Source organism: Paracoccus lichenicola, assembly GCF_009708075.1.
In the GTDB taxonomy this organism is placed as follows: Bacteria; Pseudomonadota; Alphaproteobacteria; order Rhodobacterales; family Rhodobacteraceae; genus Paracoccus; species Paracoccus lichenicola.
In genome coordinates, this window is sequence record NZ_WMBT01000003.1 from 470,909 (window position 1) to 487,972 (window position 17,064).

The window sequence follows — 17,064 nt, forward strand, 5'->3', positions numbered from 1 at the left end:
GCACCTCCCCCGCCACAAAGGAGCCAACCGATGAAACTGCGCCAAGGTCAGTTCAGCTTCCTGCCCGACCTGTCGGACGACGACATCCGCGTGCAGGCCCAATACGCCATCGACAACGGCTGGGCCGTGTCGGTCGAATACACCGACGACCCGCATCCCCGGAACACCTATTGGGAAATGTGGGGCCATCCCATGTTCGACAACCCGGACGCCGCCGCCGTGGTCTTCGAGGTCAACGAATGCCGCAAGGAACATGGCGGCACATACATCCGCGTCATCGCCTTTGACGCGTCCCCCGGGTGGGAATCCATCCGCATGAGCTTCATCGTGAACCGCCCTGCGACCGAACCCGGGTTCCGCCTGATCCGCCAGGAAGCCGAGGGCCGCAGCGTCCGATACACGATCGAAAGCTATGCGGTGCGCGAACCCGAAGGGATGCGCTATTGATCAAGGCCGGGGGCGCTTCGCCCCCCGGACCCCCAGAGGATATTTAGGCAAAGGTGAAGGCGCGGTTTCCTGCCGCGTCGGTCCTTGGAGGTGAACGATGGACGAGTCCCGCCCCACCCATGTCGATCTGACCGCCGCGTTCGAGGACAGCGGCGTGCGCGACGTGCTGCGCGAACTGGACGAGACGCTGATCGGTCTTGAACCCGTCAAGTCCCGCATCCGCGAAACCGCCGCCCTGCTGCTGGTCGATCAGGCCCGCCGCCAACTGGGCCTGGCCACGGAAACGCCCACGCTGCACATGTCCTTCACCGGCAATCCCGGCACCGGCAAGACCACGGTCGCGCTGAAGATGGCCGACCTGCTGCACCGCCTGGGCTATGTCCGCAAGGGCCACCTGGTGACGGTCACGCGCGACGACCTGGTCGGCCAATACATCGGCCACACCGCCCCCAAGACCAAGGAGGTGCTGAAAAAGGCCATGGGCGGCGTGCTGTTCATCGACGAGGCCTATTACCTGTACCGGCCCGACAACGAACGCGACTATGGCCAGGAGGCCATCGAGATCCTGCTCCAGGTGATGGAAAACAACCGCGACGACCTGGTGGTGATTCTGGCAGGCTATGGCGACCGGATGGACCGCTTCTTCGCCTCGAACCCCGGGTTCCGGTCGCGCATCGCCCATCACATCGAGTTTCCCGATTATTCGGACGGCGAACTGCTGCACATCGCACAAACCATGCTGGCCCGGCAGAACTATCGCCTGGACGACGGGGCGCGGGCGGCGATGGAGGAATACATCGCCGCGCGGCGCGGCCAGCCGCATTTCGCCAATGCCCGGTCGGTCCGAAACGCCCTGGACCGCGCCCGCCTGCGGCAGGCGAACCGGCTGTTCACCGAGGCGAGCGGTCCCATCGGCGCCGACCGCCTGTCGCTGATCACGGAACCCGACATCCGCGCCAGCCGCGTCTTTCGGGGCGGGCTTGACGTGGACCGCAAGACCGGGCAGGCGATGCGGCAGGCCGCCGAATAGGGAAATCCGCCATGACATTCGACCGCACCGTCAAGATCGCGCCGTCCATCCTGTCCGCCGATTTCGCCAACTTCGGCGCCGAGATCCGCGCCATCGAGGCGCAGGGCGCCGACTGGGTCCATGTGGACGTGATGGACGGGCATTTCGTGCCGAACCTGACCTTCGGCCCGCCCGCCGTGAAGGCCTTCCGCCCGCATGTGAAGACCCTCATGGACGTTCACCTGATGATCGCCCCGGTGGACCCCTATATCGAGGCTTATGCCGAAGCCGGCGCCGACATGATCACCGCCCATGTCGAGGCGGGGCCGCACCCCCACCGCACCCTGCAAGCCATCCGCGCCACGGGAAAAAAGGCGGGGATCGCGCTCAATCCCGGCACCCCGGTCGAGGCGGTGGAATACCTGCTGGATCTGGCCGACATGGTGCTGGTGATGACCGTGAACCCCGGTTTCGGCGGGCAGAAGTTCATCCATTCGCAGATCGACAAGATCGCCCGGTTGCGCGGCACCATCGGCGACCGGCCCATCCACATCCAGGTGGACGGCGGCGTCGATCCCGTCACCGCGCCCCTGGTCGCCAAGGCCGGGGCCGACGTGCTGGTGGCGGGATCGGCGGTCTTCAAGGGCGGCTCGGTGGGTCAGCCGCAGGTCTATGGGCAGAACATCCGGGCGATCCGGGACGCGGCGCGGGGGCTTGCCCAAGCGATTTGACAATCCGCCCGACCCGCGCTTCCCTGCGGCGCAGGACAGAAGGGGACAGGCAATGGATCTGGGCATCAGGGGAAAGCGCGGGCTTGTCTGCGCGGCATCGAAGGGACTGGGGCGCGGCTGCGCCGAGGCCTTGGCCGAGGCGGGCGTGGATCTGGTCATCAACAGCCGCACCGAATCCGAGATAACCCGGACGGCCAAGGAAATCGCGCGGAAACATGGCGTCAGCGTCACCCCCGTCGCCGCCGACATCACCACGGACGAAGGCCGCGCCAAGGTGCTGGCCGCCGTCGGACAGGCCGACATTCTGGTCACGAATGCAGGCGGCCCGCCGCCCGGCGACTGGCGGGACTGGAGCCGCGAGGACTTCATCCGCGCCATCGACGCCAACATGCTGTCGGCCGTGGCGCTGATGCAGGCGCTTGTGCCCCCCATGATGGAGCGGGGATGGGGCCGGGTGGTCAACATCACCTCGGCCTCGGTGCGCTCTCCCGTATCGGTGCTGGGGCTGTCGAACACGGCGCGGGCCGGGCTGACCGGGTTCGTCGCGGGCATGTCGCGGCAGGTGGCGGGGCACGGGGTTTGCGTGAACAACATCCTGCCCGGCATCCATGCGACCGACCGGGCCGTCAGCCTGGACAAGGGCGTCAGCGACAAGCAGGGCATCACCCTGGAGGAGGCGCGGGCGCAGCGGCAGGCGGGCATCCCCACCGGCACCTATGGCACGCCTGAAGATTTCGGCGCGGCCTGCGCGTTCCTGTGCAGCCAACAGGCGCGCTTCATCGTGGGCCAGAACATCCTGCTGGACGGCGGCGCGCTGAACGTCACGATCTAGGCGGGCTGTCCCGTGGCGGCGCGGTAATCGCGCAGGATGGCGGCAAGCTGGATGCGCCGGGCCTCGGGGTCGGCCAGCACGGCGCAGAGGGCGCGGGCGCGGGCCGAGATCTGCCGGCAAGCCTCGGGGTTGGCGCGTGCCCAGGCCAGCCTGTCCGCCAGGTCGCCCGCGCCGGGACGCAGGGGGATGTAATGCTGCCAGGGCTGGAAGATGGCGCGCGCGAAGATGTCCCAGCCGTCTTCTTCCAGCAGCACGACCGAATGGCTGTTGGCGAGCGGCAGGAACTCCTCGGCCCCCGAGGTCGCGCCCAGGCAGATCAGGTAGCGGTGCGACAGCAGGAAGTCGTCGCCCTTCCGGGGCGCGGTCAGATGCGACAGGCCCGCGCGCTCCAGCGCCCGCTGCCCGCGCGCGTCGGGGGTCAGGGCGGCATCCACGTCGGGCGATCCCAGGTGGTCCAGGACCAGGGCGACCCGGGTGGCGGCGCGCAGGTCAGCCGCGGCGTCCGGGTTGCCCGCCAGCAGATCGCTTACGGCCTGATGCACGGGGCGGCGGGGCTGGCCGTCCCCGTCCAGGACATGGCCCGACAGATCGCCGCGCCAGACCGTGCGGTCCAGCTTTTGGCCAAAGGGCGGATCGACGCGGTCGGGACGGCCCAGATAGCCGTCGTTGCCCAGCCGGTGGATCCAGGGCATCGGCCACAAAAAGGCATTGGCCGCCCCTTTCCTGCGGCAAGCGGCCAGGACCGCCCCGCCCTGCCCGCCCGCATGGCCGGGCTGCATGTCGATGCGATAAACGCCGCGATCCGCCGCCTGGGCGATGTCGTTGGCCGTGGTGGCGATGCGCAGCAGCTGCGCTATCCCCGGCTTGGCGTAGAAGACCCTGTCCGGGCTGCGGCGCAGGGGCAGGACCTCGCCCCGGCTGTCGCGGACCTCGTTCCTGTCCAGATCGACCACGGCCTGATGGTTCGACCCCGCCGGATAACCCGCCGGAACGACTGTGGCGGGTCGCGCGGCGGCGGCGATGGCGGCGCTGATCCGGTCGCGGTCGGCGGGGGCAATGCCCGTCCCTGCCGGGGGGGCCTCCAGCATCCGCGACAGGGGGGCCAGATAGCCTTCGCGCCGCGATTTCACCCCCGCGCCGGGGCGGGGCGGGCAGTCCTTCAGGTCGAACCAGGGCGCCAGGGCGTCGCGGTAATCGCCGGGCGCGGCATGGTCGATGTCGATCTCCACGAACTCGGCCCGGCCTGCGAAATAGGCGCGGCAATCGGCCAGATGGGCGTCCCATTCGGCGGCCCACAGGTCGGCCAGGTCGCCCACCGCCACGCCCCGGATCTGGGCGGTTGCGCGGGCATAGCTGCCGCCCCGGTGCATGTAGCGGCTGACGACCCAATCCTCGACCCGGCGGGTGTTCAGCAGGAAGACCGAGCCGGGATGGCTTTCGTCAAGGAAGCGGAACTCCTTGAAGGCCTCGATGATCGGCATGTTCAGGTAGCGCACCGATTCCATGTCGGTGAAGGCCACCGTGTCGGGCCAGGGCTGCAAGGGTGTGCTTCCGGCGAGCTTGGAATACGCGATATCCTCGGCCAGGGCGCCCTCGGCCCAGTGGACGGTCGGATAGCCGTTCATTTCAAACAGCTTGGCGATGAAGGTCGTGCCGCATTTGTTGAAGCCGATCTGAAAGAATTTCCGCGCCACGCCGCCCCCTGTTTCGATGCACCCCGTTGATGCCGCGCGACCCTTGCTGCGGGTGGGGGCCGCTGTCAATCGCGTCGGGGTTGCGGACTGCGACAAAAGGCTTGCCTTGCGCCTGCCGCCCGGCTAGCTCTGACGCCATCGGAACTCGGGAGAAGCTGGCCCGCGCCAGTGCCGAAGGAGCAGCCGCCCCGGCGAACTCTCAGGCAAAAGGACCGTTTTCCGCCAGAAGCTCTGGAGAGTGGCCGCAAGGCCCGCCGAAGGGATAACGATCTCAGGCGCCCCATTGGGGCAGGGACAGAGGGGGCATCGTTTCGGGCATAGCGCCCGCCAACCGATGCCGGCTGCCCGGCTGTTTGAGAGAGGAAGGTCGCATGACCGACGATCCGCGCCGGACCGGACTTTACGACCTGCATCTGTCGCTGGGCGCCCGCATGGTCCCCTTCGCGGGGTGGGAGATGCCGGTGCAATACCCGATGGGCGTGATGGCCGAGCATCTGCACACGCGCGCCAAGGCGGGGCTGTTCGATGTCAGCCACATGGGCCAGGTTCTGGTCACGCCGCGGGAAGGCGACATGGCGGCGGCTGCGCTGGCCCTGGAACGCCTCATCCCGGCGGATGTGCTGGGCCTCGCGCCGGGGCGGCAGCGGTATGGGCTGTTCACGAATCACGCGGGAGGGATCGGGGACGACCTGATGTTCGCCAATCGGGGCGATCATTTCCTGCTGGTGGTGAACGCCGCCTGCGCCGCGCAGGACATCGCGCATCTGCGAACCCTGGAGGGGGTTCAGGTGACGCCTGTCACCGACCGGGGCCTGCTGGCGCTGCAAGGGCCGCTGGCCGCCGAGGTGCTGGCCCGGCTGGTCCCCGCCGTGGCCGCCATGCGCTTCATGGACAGCCAGGTTCACGCGTGGAACGGGGTGGAGTTGTGGGTGTCCCGGTCGGGCTATACCGGCGAGGACGGGTTCGAGGTTTCGGTTCCCGAAGCCCGGCTGCGTGATTTCGCGCAAGGCTTGCTGGATCAGCCCGAGGTGGCCCCTATCGGCCTTGGTGCCCGCGACAGTCTGCGGCTGGAGGCGGGGATGCCGCTTTACGGGCATGACATGGACGCGGGCGTGACGCCCGGGCAGGCGGCGCTTGGCTGGTCGATCCCCAAGGTCCGCCGCGCGGGCGGCGCGCGGGCGGGCGGCTTTCCGGGTGCGGATGCGGTTCTGGCCGAACTGGCCCAAGGCCCGGCGGCGGTGCGCCGCGGGCTGCGCCCCGAGGGCCGCGCGCCGATCCGCGAGGGCGTGGCAATCTTTGCGGACGCCGAGGGGGGCGAGGCCATCGGCCATGTCTCATCGGGCGGCTTCGGCCCGTCGGTGGGCGGTCCCGTCGCCATGGCGCGCCTGCCCGCTGGCCTGCCCGACGGCGCGACGGTCCACGCGGAACTGCGCGGCAAGCGCATCCCCGTGGCCATCGCCCCCCTGCCCTTCATCACCCCGTCCTACAAACGCTGAGGATCCCATGCTGAAATACACCGAAGACCACGAATGGCTGCGCGCCGAAGGGGACGAGATCGTCGTGGGCATCACCCCCCACGCCAGCGAGCAGCTGGGCGATGTCGTCTTCATCGAACTGCCCGAGGAAGGCCGCGAGGTCCAGGCGGGCGACGAGGTCGTGGTGATCGAATCCGTCAAGGCGGCGTCCGACATCGCGGCCCCGGTTTCGGGCGTCATCACGGCGGTCAACGGCGCGCTGGCGGACGCGCCGGGCCAGGTGAACGACGACGCGCTGTCGGCCTGGTTCTTCCGCATCAAGCCCACGGATGCGGGTGCCATGGACGGCTTCATGGACGAGGCCGCCTATCAGGCGCTGATCGGCTGATGCTGCCGGGGGCGCTTCGCCCCCCGGACCCCCCGAGGATATTTAGGCCAAGGCAAAAGCCGCCTTGGAAAAGAAGGCGATCATGACCCGCTGGACCCCGACCGACTACAACCCCGACGATTTCGCGAACCGCCGCCATATCGGGCCTTCGCCTGCCGAGATGGCCGAGATGCTGAAGGCCGTGGGCGCCGACAGCCTGGACGCGCTGATCGACCAGACCATCCCCGCGGCGATCCGGCAGGACGCGGCGCTGGACTGGCCCGCCCTGTCCGAGGCCGCGCTGCTGGACCGGATGCGGCAGGTCGCGGCGAAGAACACGGTGATGACCAGCCTGATCGGCCAGGGATACTACGGCACCGTCACGCCGCCCGCGATCCAGCGCAACATCCTGGAAAACCCGGCCTGGTATACGGCCTATACCCCCTATCAGCCCGAGATCGCCCAAGGGCGGCTGGAGGCGCTGCTGAATTATCAGACCATGGTGGCCGATCTGACCGGGCTGCCGGTCGCCAACGCGTCGCTGCTGGACGAGGCGACGGCGGCGGCCGAGGCGATGGCCATGGCCCGGCGGCAGTCGAAGTCCAGGGCGGATGCCTTTTTCGTGGCCCATGACCTGCATCCGCAGACGATTGCGGTGATCGAGACGCGGGCCGCGCCGCTGGGCATCCGCATCGTCAAAGCCTCGATCGACGATCTGGACGCGACCCAGGTCTTCGGCGCGATCTTCCAGTATCCCGGCACTTATGGGCACATCCGCGACCTGACCCCGGAAATCGAGGCGCTGCACGCGACAGGCGCCCTGGCGGTGGTGGCGACGGACCTGCTGGCGCTGTGCCTGCTGCGCGAACCGGGCGCCATGGGGGCCGACATCGCCGTGGGGTCCGCGCAGCGGTTCGGGGTGCCGATGGGCTATGGCGGGCCGCATGCGGCCTTCATGTCCTGCCGGGACGACCTGAAGCGCGCCATGCCGGGGCGGATCGTGGGCGTCAGCATCGACGCCAAGGGCAACCAGGCCTATCGCCTGTCGCTGCAAACCCGCGAGCAGCATATCCGGCGCGAGAAGGCCACGTCCAACGTCTGCACCGCGCAGGCGTTGCTGGCGGTGATGGCGTCCTTTTATGCCGTCTTCCACGGGCCGGTGGGCCTGCGCGCCATCGCCCAGCGGGTGCATCTGCACGCGGTCACGGTGGCCGACGCCTTGCGCGCGGCGGGGGCCGAGGTCGCGCCGGATGCCTTTTTCGACACGATCACCGTCAAGGTGGGCGTGGGGCAGGCGGGGATCCTGGCCGCCGCGCGGCATCGCGGCATCAACCTGCGCAAGGTGGGCCGGGACCGCGTGGGCATCAGCGTGGACGAGACGACCGATGCGGGCGTGATCGCGCGGCTGCTGGACGCCTTCGGCATCACCGATCCCGCCACGCAGGCCACCGCTCCGGCGATCCCCGAGGCGCTGCTGCGCGAGTCCGACTATCTGACCCATCCGGTCTTCCACATGAACCGTGCGGAATCCGAGATGATGCGCTACATGCGCCGCTTGTCGGACCGCGACCTGGCCTTGGACCGGGCGATGATCCCGCTGGGGTCATGCACCATGAAGCTGAACGCCGCGGCCGAGATGATGCCGATCACCTGGCCGGAATTCGGCGCCCTACATCCCTTTGCCCCCGCCGACCAGGCGGCCGGCTATGCCGAGGCCATTGCCGATCTGACCGACAAGCTGTGCGCGATCACGGGATACGACGCGTTTTCCATGCAGCCCAACAGCGGCGCGCAGGGGGAATATGCGGGGCTGCTGACCATCGCCGCCTATCACCGCTCGCGCGGCGAGGATCGGGATGTCTGCCTGATCCCCGTGTCGGCCCATGGCACCAACCCGGCATCCGCGCAGATGTGCGGCATGAAGGTCGTGGTGGTGAAATCCGCGCCGAACGGCGACATCGACCTGGAGGACTTTGCCGACAAGGCGGCGAAGGCCGGGGACAGGCTGGCGGCGGTGATGATCACCTATCCCTCGACCCACGGCGTGTTCGAGGACACCCTGCGCGAGGTTTGCGACATCACCCACAGGCACGGCGGCCAGGTCTATATCGACGGGGCGAACATGAACGCCCTGGTGGGCCTGGTGAAGCCGGGCGAGATCGGCGGCGATGTCAGCCACCTGAACCTGCACAAGACCTTTGCCATCCCGCATGGCGGCGGCGGGCCGGGCATGGGGCCGATCGGGGTCAAGGCGCATCTGGCGCCCTTCCTGCCCGGCGATCCGCGCGACGACGACAGCGGCGCGGTCAGCGCGGCACCCTATGGCAGCGCGTCGATCCTGCTGATTTCCTGGGCCTATTGTTTGATGATGGGCGGGGCCGGGCTGACGCAGGCGACCCGCGTGGCAATCCTGAACGCGAACTATATCGCCAGCCGCCTGGCCGGGGCCTATCCGATCCTGTTCATGGGCAACCGGGGACGGGTCGCCCACGAATGCATCATCGACACGCGGCCCTTCGCCGAACATGGCGTCACGGTGGACGACATCGCCAAGCGGCTGATCGACAACGGCTTCCATGCGCCGACCATGAGCTGGCCTGTCGCGGGCACGCTGATGGTGGAACCGACCGAGTCCGAGACCAAGGCCGAGATCGACCGCTTCATCACCGCCCTGCTGGCCATCCGGGACGAGATCACGGACGTGGCCGAGGGCCGCATCGCGGCGGACCAAAGCCCGCTGCGCCATGCCCCCCACACGGTCGAGGATCTGGTGGCCGACTGGGACCGCGCCTACAGCCGCGAACAGGGCTGCTTCCCGCCGGGCGCGTTCCGGGTGGACAAGTACTGGCCGCCGGTGGGCCGGGTGGACAATGCCTATGGCGACCGCAATCTGGTCTGCACCTGCCCGCCGCTGGAGGCCTATGCCGAGGCGGCGGAATAAGGGTCGGGCCTAAAGGCCCGACCCCTCGTCCACGCCCAGCATGATGTTGAGGTTCTGGACCGCCGCGCCCGACGCGCCCTTGCCCAGGTTGTCCAGAACCGCCACCACCGTGGCGCAGCCGTTGTCAGGATCGCCCTGGACGGTGATGCGCAGCCTGTTGGTGTCGTTCAGGTCCGTCGGCACGATGCGGGAACCCGTGCCTTGGGCGACCTCGATGAAGCGTTGGCCCGCGTAATGATCGGCCAGGGCGGCGGTCAAGCTGTCCAAGGTGCGGCGGTCGTCCAGGAACAGCGGCACCTGCACCGCCATGCCCTGGGCGAAGTTGCCGACCGCCGGCGCGAAGATCGGCTGGCGCGACAGGCCTGCATGGGCCATGATTTCCGGGATGTGCTTGTGGCGCTGGTTCAGGCCATAGACAAAGTGCGCGGGCGCCGCGCCGTCCTCGTATTCCGCGATCAGCGCCTTGCCGCCGCCGGTATAGCCGCTGACGGCGTTGATGGTCAGGGGTTCATCGGGCGCGATCAGCCCCGCCGCGACCAGGGGCGCCAGGATGGCGATGGCGCCGGTGGAATAGCAGCCGGGATTGCTGACCAGCCGGGCGTCCGCGATCCGGTGGCGCGCGCCCGCGTTCAGTTCCGGGAAGCCGAAGGCCCAGCGGTCGTCCACCCGATGCGCGGTCGATGCGTCGATGATCCGCACGTCCAGATCGCGCGCGAGATCCACCGCCTGCCGGGCCGCATCGTCGGGCAGGCACAGGATCGCCACGTCGGCCTGTTGGAACGCCTCGCGCCGGGCGGTGGCGTCCTTGCGGCGGTCGGGGTCGATGGCGATCAGGCGGATGTCATCGCGCGTCTCGATCCGCTCGCGGATTTGCAGGCCGGTGGTGCCTGCCTCGCCGTCGATGAAAACGCTGTATGCCATGATGGGGTCCCCGATGATGTCGGGGCGTTATAGGGGACCGCCAGCCCCCTGCCAATCAGATCGAACAGATTTCCGACCGAGTGAGAAATCGCTTCTCGCGCCCGTTGTCCAGGCTGAACATGCCGCCGCGCCCGGGCACCACGTCGATGATGAGATCCGTATGCGCCCAGGCCTCGGCTTGCGACGCGCTGATATAGAAGGGCGCGCCGCCGATCTCTCCCAGCTTCACGTCGCGTTCGCCCACGCGGAAATCCCCCTGGGGATAGCACATGGGGGACGACCCGTCGCAGCAGCCGCCCGACTGATGGAACAGGACGGGACCGTGGTCGGCCACGATCTCGGCGATCAGGTCAAGGGCGGCGGGGGTTGCGGAAACCGTGCTCATGTCTTCAACCTTTTCTTCAGGAACTCCAGCACCTGCCGCTCTTCGGGACGCAGGCCGGGTTGTTGCAGATCCTCGGCGATTTCCTCCTGCAATTCCAGCTTCAGATCATCAGCCAGATAGGAATCGATCACCTGGGGGTGGATATAGCACTTGCGGCAGATCGTGGGGGTGTTGCCCAGCCGGGCCGCCACGCGTTCGATCGCCTCGCGGATGTTGCGCTTGGCGGCGGCGGGGCTGTCGCAGGATTCGTATTCCATCAGCGCCAGGGCGGCCAGGACGGTGCCGGTCCAGGTGCGGAAATCCTTGGCGGTGACGTTCCGGCCGGAAATCTCGCGCAGGTAGGCGTTCACCTCGGTCGAGGTGACCTTCTGCCGTTCGCCATTCTCGTCCAGATACTGGAACAGGTGCTGGCCGGGGATGTCCTGGGCGGCGCGCACGATGCGGGCCACGCGGCGGTCCTTCAGGCCCAGGTTCCATTCCTTGCCCGACTTGCCCTTGAAGCGGAAGCGGATCTCGTTCCCGTCGATCTTCACGTGCCGGTCGCGCAGGGTGGTCAGGCCGTGGGACTTGTTCTGCCTGGCGTAATCCAGGTTGCCCACCCGGATCATGGTGTTTTCCAGCAGATGCACCACGGTCGCCAGCACCTTTTCGGCGGGCATCCCGCGCCGCGACATGTCCTGGTCCACCCGTTCGCGGATCTGCGGCAGGGCATGGGCGAAGTCCAGCATGTGGTCGTATTTGGCGCTGTCGCGGACCGCGCGGAAATCGGGGTGATAGCGGTATTGCTTGCGGCCCTTGTCGTCGCGCCCCGTGGCCTGGATATGGCCGCGCGGATCGGGGCAGATCCAGACATCGGTATAGGCGGGCGGGATCGCGAGCGATGCCAGCCGCGCCCGTTCCGCCTTGTCGGTGACCGGCTTGCCGTCCGGGCCGCGATAGCTGAACCCCTTGCCGGACCGTTTCCGGGTGATCCCGGGCATGTCGTCGTTGACATAGACCAGCCCCGCCTCTTTCGCGGCATCGCGGGGATCGGAAATGACGGCGTCCTTGGGCATGTGAAGAACCGGAAGCGGATGGCTTCCGGTTCAACGCCGCGCCCGGCGGATGGTTGCGCCCGGGCGGGAAGGACAGGCGCATGGCCCGGGCGCGGCAGGACGGGCCGGGTTCGCCCCGGCCCGCCCGTTTCAGAAGAAGCCCAGCTTCTTGGGCGAATAGCTGACCAGCATGTTCTTGGTCTGCTGGTAATGGTCCAGCATCATCTTGTGGTTCTCGCGCCCGATGCCCGACTGCTTGTAGCCGCCAAAGGCCGCGTGCGCCGGATAGGCGTGATAGCAGTTGGTCCAGACCCGGCCCGCCTTGATCGCGCGGCCGAAGCGGTAGCAGGTGGTGGCGTCGCGCGACCAGATGCCCGCGCCCAGGCCGTAGAGCGTGTCGTTGGCGATCGACAGCGCCTCGTCCTGGTCCTTGAAGGTGGTCACGGACACCACGGGGCCGAAGATCTCCTCCTGGAAGATGCGCATCTTGTTGTTGCCGCGGAACACGGTCGGCTTGATGTAGTATCCGCTGGACAGCTCTCCGCCCAGGTCGGCCGCCTCGCCGCCGATCAGCACCTCGGCGCCTTCCTTGCGGCCGATGTCGAAGTAGGAAAGGATCTTCTCCTTCTGCTCGCTGGATGCCTGCGCGCCGATCATCGTGGCGCTGTCGCGCGGGTCGCCCTGCTTGATCGCCTCGACACGCTTGAGCGCCCGTTCCATGAAGCGGTCATAGATCGATTCCTGGATCAGCACGCGCGACGGGCAGGTGCAGACCTCGCCTTGGTTCAGCGCGAACATCGCGAAGCCTTCCAGGGCCTTGTCGAAGAAGTCGTCTTCCTGGCGCAGCACGTCCTCGAAGAAGATGTTGGGCGACTTGCCGCCCAGTTCCAGCGTGACCGGGATCAGGTTTTCGGACGCGTATTGCATGATCAGCCGCCCGGTGGTGGTTTCCCCGGTAAAGGCGATCTTGGCGATGCGCGGGTTCGAGGCCAGCGGCTTGCCGGCCTCAAGCCCGAAGCCGTTCACGACGTTCAGCACGCCCGGCGGCAGCAGGTCGGCGATCAGATCCATGAACACCATGATGCTGGCGGGGGTCTGTTCGGCGGGCTTCAGCACCACGCAGTTGCCCCCGGCCAGCGCGGGCGCCAGCTTCCACACCGCCATCAGCAGCGGAAAGTTCCAGGGGATGATCTGGCCCACCACGCCCAGGGGTTCGTGGAAGTGATAGGCGACCGTGTCGTTGTCGATTTCCGAGATGCCGCCTTCCTGCGCGCGCAGGACACCGGCGAAGTAACGGAAATGGTCGATGCCCAGCGGCAGGTCGGCGGCCATGGTTTCACGGATGGGCTTGCCGTTGTCCCAGGTTTCCGCCGTGGCCAGCAGTTCCAGGTTCTGTTCCATCCGGTCGGCGATGCGCAGCAGCACCAGCGAGCGTTCCGCGACCGAGGTCTGGCCCCACTTGTCCTTGGCGGCGTGGGCGGCGTCCAGTGCTGCCTCGATGTCCTCGGGGCCTGACCGGGCGATCTCGCCGATGGCGGCGCCGGTGATGGGGGTGGTGTTGGTGAAATACCGGCCCCCCTTCGGCGCGACCCACTGGCCGCCGATAAAGTTGTCGTAACGCTTGGCAAAGGGCATCACGCCCACGCCCTTGAACTCGTGCGTCTGGTCGTTCGGCATATCTTCCTCCTCAGGATTGGCCCGGAGTCTCTCCCTCTCCAGGTATCGGTGACAGCTTGGGGGTCGCGCGATTCGTTGCAACCGCCGATCCCGCGCCGCAGCCCCGACCCTGTCTCATGGATGAGACAGTCAGCCAGATCTTTCGCCCAGGCCCAACCGCGCCATGCGGCGATAGAGCGTGGCCCGCCCCACGCCCAAGGCGCGCGCGGCGGCGGACACGTTGCCCTCGGCCCGCGCAAGCGCCCGCGCCACGGCCGCGCGTTCGGCCTTGTCGAAGCCGCGTAGATCGTCGTCGCGGCCCAGCAGGTCGGCGGCCGGGCGCGGGCGGATCGCGCCTTCGCGTTCCAGTCCCAGGGCGCGGCGAGCGGCGCGGGTCGCGCCGATGGCCAGGTCGTCCTTGTCCACCGCCAGCAGCACCGCCGCATCGACCGAATCGCCGGGCGCGACGATCCGGGCGCCGGGGAAGCTCGCGCGGAAGAACATCGCCTCGATGGCCCGCGCCGTCTGGGCCACCTGCGCGCCGATCAGCCGGTTGTATCGTTCCGTCTGGTCGGCGCGGGCGGAACTGACATCCAGCGCCGCCAGCAACCGCCCGTCCGGTCCCCAGATCGGCGCGTCCATGCAGGACATGGCGGTGTTGCGGGTGCGGAAATGTTCGTCGCGGTGGATCGTGATGGGCCGCCCTTCGGCCAGGCAGGTGCCGATGCCATTGGTGCCCTGCGCGGCCTCGGACCAGTCGGCGCCCTGCCACAGGCCCCAGTCCCGGAACTGCTCGGCATCCGCCCCGTTCACCCGCTGGTCCAGCACCACGCCATCCGCGTCGGTCAGCAGGACATTGCAGCCCGACAGCCCCACCAGGTTGAACAACTGGTCCAGCTGCGGGCTGGCCACGCGCAGGAAATGCTCCATCGCCTGCCGGCGGCGGGCCAGTTCGTCAAGGGTCAGGCGTTCGGGGCGGCGCGCGTCGGACGGGTCCAGCCCGTGCTTCAGCAACGACCGCCGCCAGGACGCGGCAAGGGCGGAAGTCGCGGAATTCGACTGCGACTCTTTCGCGACATGATCGGCGTGACGCATACCGGGCCGGCTCCTCCTCGGTCGGTAGCGGACAGTATAGCACGCCAGGCGGCAATCCGACCAAGCGTTAATTGCCGGTGGTGGCGGCAGGCAGCCGCCAGGCCAGCACGTGATCGCCCAGATCGGTGCCGATGGACCCGTGCCCGCCCGCGACCAGCACCACCATCTGCCGCCCCTGGCTGTCCAGATAGGTCATGGGCGTGGCCTGCCCGCCCGCGGGCAGACGCCCGCGCCACAATTCCCGCCCCGTGGTCAGGTCATAGGCGCGCAGATAGTTGTCCACTGCGGCGGCCATGAAGACCACGCCCGACCCGGTGATGATTGGCCCGCCAATGCCCGGCATCCCCAGGGGCAGGGCCAAGGGCAGCGGCGTCATGTCCAGGGTCGTGCCGTTTCGGTGCTTCCAGGCGATCTCGCCCGTGCGCAGGTCGGCGCCCGCGACGAACCCCCAGGGCGGCTGCTGGCAGGGCACGCCCAGGGGCGACAGGAACGGCCCCATTTCCACCGCGTAAGGCGCGCCCATGTTGGAATTCAGCCCCTGTTCGCCGGAATTGGTGGCCCCTTCCGCCTGTTCCGCGGGCACCAGGCGCGAGGTGAAGGCCAGTTGCAGCGGCATCCCGAACATCACCTGGCGGCGCGGATCGACGGCGATGCCGCCCCAGTTGAAGACGCCGAAGTTGCCGGGATGGACCAGCGTGCCTTGCAGCGACGGCGGCGTATAGCGGCCTTCGTAGCGCAGCTTGCGGAACTCGATCCGGCACAGCAGCTGGTCGATCAGCGTGGCGCCCCACATCGACGATTCGGTCAGGGGTTCCGGCTCGAAGGACAGGGCCGAGACCGGCTGGGTCGGGGCCGCGAAATCCTCGGGGACCGTGCCCTGCGGGGCGGGGCGTTCGGTGACGGGCAGGATCGGCGCACCGGTCTGGCGGTTCAGGACGTAAACGTCGCCCTGCTTGGTCGGCACCACCAGGGCGGGCACCCGGCCCCCCGGCATGTCCAGGTCCAGCAGCGTGGGCTGCGCGGGCGTGTCCATGTCCCACAGGTCGTGATGCACGAACTGCTGCACCCAGCGGGCCTGGCCCGTGGCCGCATCCAGCGCCACGACCGAGGAGGAATAGGTTTCCTCGGCCTCGTTGCGGAACATGCCCAGCTGGTCGGGCGTGCGGTTGCCCATCGGCACATAGACCAGTCCCAGTTCCGGGTCCGCCGACAAGGGCGCCCAGCTGTTGGGCGAGGACGGCGTATAGGTCTGGTCCGGGTCGTTCACGTCAAAAGGCGCGGTCGCGTCGGGATTGCCCGAATCCCAGTTCCAGAGCAGCCGCCCGTCGCGCACGTCATAGGCCCGGATCACCCCCGACGGCGCGTTCACGTCATAGTTGTCGTTGACAGCCCCGCCCACCACCAGGGCATTGCCGATGATGACCGGGGGCGAGGTGGAATAGTAAAACCCCGCCTGCTTGAAGGGCATGTTGTGGATCAGGTTCAGCGCGCCGTTGTCGGCGAAATCGCTGCACAGCTGCCCGGTTTGCGGGTTCAGCGCCAGCATGTGCGCGTCCGAGGTCGGCATGAACAGCCGGTCCGTGCAGGGACCGGACGACTGCGCGTCGGCGCTGACGGCGGGGCCTTGCGGATGGTCGGTCGCGGCGGGCAGAACGGCGGGCGCAGGGGCGGTGGCAGTGGCCGCAGCCCCCTCGCCCGGCCAATAGCTGACGCCCCGGCAGGTCTGGTGCTGGCGCTGGCTCAGCGGACCGATGGCGGCCTTGTAAACCCAGCGTTCGGCCCCGGTGTCGGCATCCAGCGCCACCAGCCAGTTGTGCGGCGTGCACAGATACAGCGTGTTGCCCACCTTGATCGGGGTCGCCTGATAGGTCGTCTCGTCCGTGTCTTCCGGCAGGCGCACGTCGCCGGTCCGGTAGGTCCAGGCGGTGTCCAGCGAGGCGACGTTTTCGGCGGTGATCTGGTCGAGGGGAGAGAACCGCTGGCCGAAGCTGGTTCGCCCATAGGCCAGCCAGTCCTGGGGACCGCCGGGCGGACCCATGGCGGGGTCGGCGTTGGCGACCTGGTCGGAAAGCGCGCCCTTGACCTCGTGCGGGTCGGTGGCAAGGCTGCCCAGCAGGGCGATGCCGGTGATGGCGGTGACAGTGAACAGGGCGATCCGGCCGGGCCGGTTCCCGCGCGCGCCGATGGGCAGCAGCAAAAGCAGCCCCAGGATCAGGAACATCCCCATCCGCGAGGCCAGCGCCCACCAGTCATAGCCCGAATCGCGCCAGGACCAGACCGCCAGCGCGATCAGGAATGCCGCATAAAACCATCGGGACCAGGGGCTGCGGGCCACGACCAAGACCGCCACAAGCAGCAGCGCCGCGCCCGAGACGGCGATGAACGGGCTGCCGCCCAGGGTTGCCAGATAAACGCCCCCCGCCAGAAGAACGGCGCCGATCAGGGCAAAGGCCAAGGTGATGATGATGCGCATAGAT

General features: G+C 68.3%; 14 protein-coding genes and 1 riboswitch. Of the genes, 7 read left to right on the plus strand and 7 right to left on the minus strand.

The genetic code is table 11. The features are described 5' to 3' along the window. Positions 1–30: 30 nt before the first annotated feature. The 4 genes from GIY56_RS08445 to GIY56_RS08460 all read left to right on the plus strand — a co-directional run bounded on the left by GIY56_RS08445 (position 31) and on the right by GIY56_RS08460 (position 3,019). Positions 31–447 (plus strand): ribulose bisphosphate carboxylase small subunit, encoded by a 417-nt coding sequence (locus GIY56_RS08445; protein WP_154764361.1) that lies wholly within the window; start codon positions 31–33, stop codon positions 445–447. A 97-nt stretch (positions 448–544) separates the two neighbouring features. Then, a complete protein-coding gene (gene cbbX / locus GIY56_RS08450; protein WP_154764362.1) occupies positions 545–1,477 on the plus strand; it encodes a CbbX protein in 933 nt (310 codons plus the stop codon). Between the two features lie 11 nt (positions 1,478–1,488). Next, positions 1,489–2,187 carry a ribulose-phosphate 3-epimerase gene (gene rpe / locus GIY56_RS08455; protein WP_154764363.1) on the plus strand — a complete coding sequence of 233 codons (699 nt, stop codon included), beginning with the start codon at positions 1,489–1,491 and terminating at the stop codon, positions 2,185–2,187. A gap of 52 nt (positions 2,188–2,239) precedes the next feature. After that, positions 2,240–3,019 (plus strand): SDR family oxidoreductase, encoded by a 780-nt coding sequence (locus GIY56_RS08460; RefSeq protein WP_154764364.1) that lies wholly within the window; start codon positions 2,240–2,242, stop codon positions 3,017–3,019. Here the strand turns inward: GIY56_RS08460 and GIY56_RS18855 are convergent. Next, complete coding sequence (locus GIY56_RS18855) at positions 3,016–4,713, minus strand: glycosyl transferase family 90 (protein WP_154764365.1); 1,698 nt, start codon at positions 4,711–4,713, stop codon at positions 3,016–3,018. The genes GIY56_RS08460 and GIY56_RS18855 overlap by 4 nt on opposite strands. Before the next feature lie 136 nt (positions 4,714–4,849). Continuing rightward, positions 4,850–4,938, plus strand: a riboswitch (glycine riboswitch). Between the two features lie 146 nt (positions 4,939–5,084). Here GIY56_RS18855 and gcvT point away from each other — a divergent pair. The 3 genes from gcvT (at position 5,085) to gcvP (ending at position 9,496) form a co-directional block, all read left to right on the plus strand. Continuing rightward, on the plus strand, positions 5,085–6,209 hold the full coding sequence (gcvT, locus tag GIY56_RS08470; RefSeq protein ID WP_154764366.1) for a glycine cleavage system aminomethyltransferase GcvT: 1,125 nt from the start codon (positions 5,085–5,087) through the stop codon (positions 6,207–6,209). 7 nt (positions 6,210–6,216) lie between these two features. Beyond that, entirely contained in the window at positions 6,217–6,576 is a 360-nt protein-coding gene (gene gcvH, locus GIY56_RS08475; protein ID WP_154764367.1) for a glycine cleavage system protein GcvH, read from the plus strand. 82 nt (positions 6,577–6,658) lie between these two features. Continuing rightward, complete coding sequence (gcvP, locus tag GIY56_RS08480; RefSeq protein WP_154764368.1) at positions 6,659–9,496, plus strand: aminomethyl-transferring glycine dehydrogenase; 2,838 nt, start codon at positions 6,659–6,661, stop codon at positions 9,494–9,496. A gap of 9 nt (positions 9,497–9,505) precedes the next feature. Here gcvP and argC read toward each other — a convergent pair whose 3' ends face one another. The 6 genes from argC to GIY56_RS08510 all read right to left on the minus strand — a co-directional run bounded on the left by argC (position 9,506) and on the right by GIY56_RS08510 (position 17,060). Further along, positions 9,506–10,417, minus strand: coding sequence for an N-acetyl-gamma-glutamyl-phosphate reductase (gene argC / locus GIY56_RS08485; protein ID WP_154764369.1), 912 nt, complete (start codon positions 10,415–10,417; stop codon positions 9,506–9,508). A 55-nt stretch (positions 10,418–10,472) separates the two neighbouring features. Further along, positions 10,473–10,802, minus strand: coding sequence for a DUF779 domain-containing protein (locus GIY56_RS08490; RefSeq protein ID WP_154764370.1), 330 nt, complete (start codon positions 10,800–10,802; stop codon positions 10,473–10,475). Then, complete coding sequence (locus tag GIY56_RS08495) at positions 10,799–11,857, minus strand: DNA topoisomerase IB (RefSeq protein ID WP_154764371.1); 1,059 nt, start codon at positions 11,855–11,857, stop codon at positions 10,799–10,801. Before GIY56_RS08495 ends, GIY56_RS08490 begins: the two co-directional genes overlap by 4 nt. 129 nt (positions 11,858–11,986) lie before the next feature. After that, positions 11,987–13,513, minus strand: coding sequence for an aldehyde dehydrogenase (gene adh / locus GIY56_RS08500; RefSeq protein ID WP_154764372.1), 1,527 nt, complete (start codon positions 13,511–13,513; stop codon positions 11,987–11,989). Between the two features lie 129 nt (positions 13,514–13,642). Continuing rightward, on the minus strand, positions 13,643–14,587 hold the full coding sequence (locus GIY56_RS08505; RefSeq protein WP_196053576.1) for a GAF domain-containing protein: 945 nt from the start codon (positions 14,585–14,587) through the stop codon (positions 13,643–13,645). A 67-nt stretch (positions 14,588–14,654) separates the two neighbouring features. Then, positions 14,655–17,060, minus strand: a complete 2,406-nt coding sequence (locus GIY56_RS08510; protein WP_154764373.1) for a membrane-bound PQQ-dependent dehydrogenase, glucose/quinate/shikimate family — start codon at positions 17,058–17,060, stop codon at positions 14,655–14,657. Positions 17,061–17,064 lie beyond the last annotated feature (4 nt).